This is a genomic window from Bacteroidota bacterium, from assembly GCA_030706565.1.
Lineage (GTDB): Bacteria > Bacteroidota > Bacteroidia > Bacteroidales > JAUZOH01 > JAUZOH01.
Window position 1 is genome coordinate 1 of record JAUZOH010000564.1, and the last position, 1,895, is coordinate 1,895.

General features: G+C 36.6%; 1 protein-coding gene. It reads left to right on the forward strand.

The annotated features are described in order from the left end of the window. Window positions 1-680: 680 nt before the first annotated feature. A partial coding sequence (locus tag Q8907_16805) for a family 43 glycosylhydrolase (GenBank protein MDP4275929.1) occupies window positions 681-1,895 on the forward strand: 1,215 nt, incomplete at its 3' end.

Genomic DNA, 1,895 nt, shown 5'->3' on the forward strand with positions numbered 1-1,895 from the left:
GAAGAAGCGAGTTTTTTTCGTCACAGTCTTTTTTGCTTCCTTTTTGTGACGACAAAAAGGAAGAATAAAGTTTTCAAAGGCAAATACAAACCACGGCAATAAAACCTGCCTTAGACTCCGCTCAGAAAGCAAAAAAATAGTGGAACCATTTCAAACTATCTTATAGGCCAGTGTATTAATATTCATTTACGCTGAGATCCGCTGAGAAAAACCTGAGTTTCACTGAGTAATACCATGAAGCAGTATACCCTTATAACCCTTTTTACTATTTGCGAAACTTAAATAAATAATATAATGGATTAATTTTATACAATAACAATCCTTGTTATTTGGCCTTCTAATAAAAAAATTATCTGTTGAGTGGTTTTATTTTCTGCATTGAGCGATTTTAAAAGTATCAATACATTGATTAAAAGGATAATATGCCGAAATTCTTATCTCAAAGGTCAGGGATATCTTTTTGTAAAAATTGAATTTAGTTACTCTCAGGCAATTTAATGTTACTCTCTAATAAATGAAAAAATACTTTCGAAACTACTTTTATCCCAAACTTTAGAAGAGGGAGGGCTTTTACATTTTTACTGGTTTTTGTGAATGAAAGAATATTTTATTGACAATATCCTGCAGAAAAATATTTGGCCTGGGCTAATAATTACTTATGAAACAAAAAATTTCTTATCATGAAAAATAAAATATATCAGGTAATCTTGATTTTTTTCATCTTATTTCAATCTGGTTTAAATGCTCAAAAAAAACACAGTGATAATGGAGACGGAACTTTTACAAATCCTGTAATTTGTGCCGATTATCCGGACATTGATGTGATACGTGTTGATGACAGTTATTATATGCTTTCAACAACCATGTTTATTTTTCCTGGCGTTACGATACTGAAGTCCCATGATCTGGTTAATTGGGAATATTGCAGTAATGCCGTTCCGAGAATGGATTATAGCCCATGTTACAATCTTGATGGCTGTAACCGTTATGCCCATGGTCAATGGGCCGGTAGTTTAAAGTATCATGATGGGAAGTTTTATGTTTTATATAATACACTGAACGATGGAGGGTTTATTTGTACAGCCACAAACCCGGCAGGGCCTTGGACAATCAAAAAATTAACCAGGGGATTTCATGATCCGGGTTTGTTGTTTGATGAGGACGGAAGAATCTATGTGGCTTATGGTTACGGGAGAATTTCCATAACAGAATTGAATAAGGATTTTGCTCCTGTCAGTAAAGATTCTCTTGTTTTTAAAGGAGATATACGACCGGGAATTGAAGGCTCTCATCTGTATAAACTAAATGGCTATTACTATTTATATTGTACTTATGGAGGATCCGATGGATGCCAGGTGGCTTTGCGTTCCAAGAATATTTATGGCCCTTATGAAGAGAAAGTTGTACTTTGGGATAGGAACAGGGGCGATTTGAATTTTGGAATCCATCAGGGAGCATTGATTCAGACACAAACAGGAGAGTGGTGGACTATGTTATTCCTCGACAAAGGCCCGTTTGGCCGTATGCCATCATTGCAACCGGTTACCTGGGTGGACAATTGGCCAATTGCAGGCGTGGACGGCAAAGGTGTTGTGACTTATAAAAAACCTAATGTCGGGAATTCTTATCCTGTAACCGAATTGCCAACTTCTGACGAGTTTAATGGTTCTGCTTTGGGCATGCAATGGGGCTGGAATCATAATCCGGATTCAACCAAATGGTCTTTAAAAGAGAGAAAAGGATATTTAAGGCTGAGAACGGCAAAAATTGCCGATAATTTACGGGAGGCCCGGAATACGCTTACTCAGAGAATGTTTGCTTATTATTCGGATTCTCTTCCAACTATGGGCATTACCAAAATGGAAACTTCCAGAATGAAGGAAGGAGATATCTCC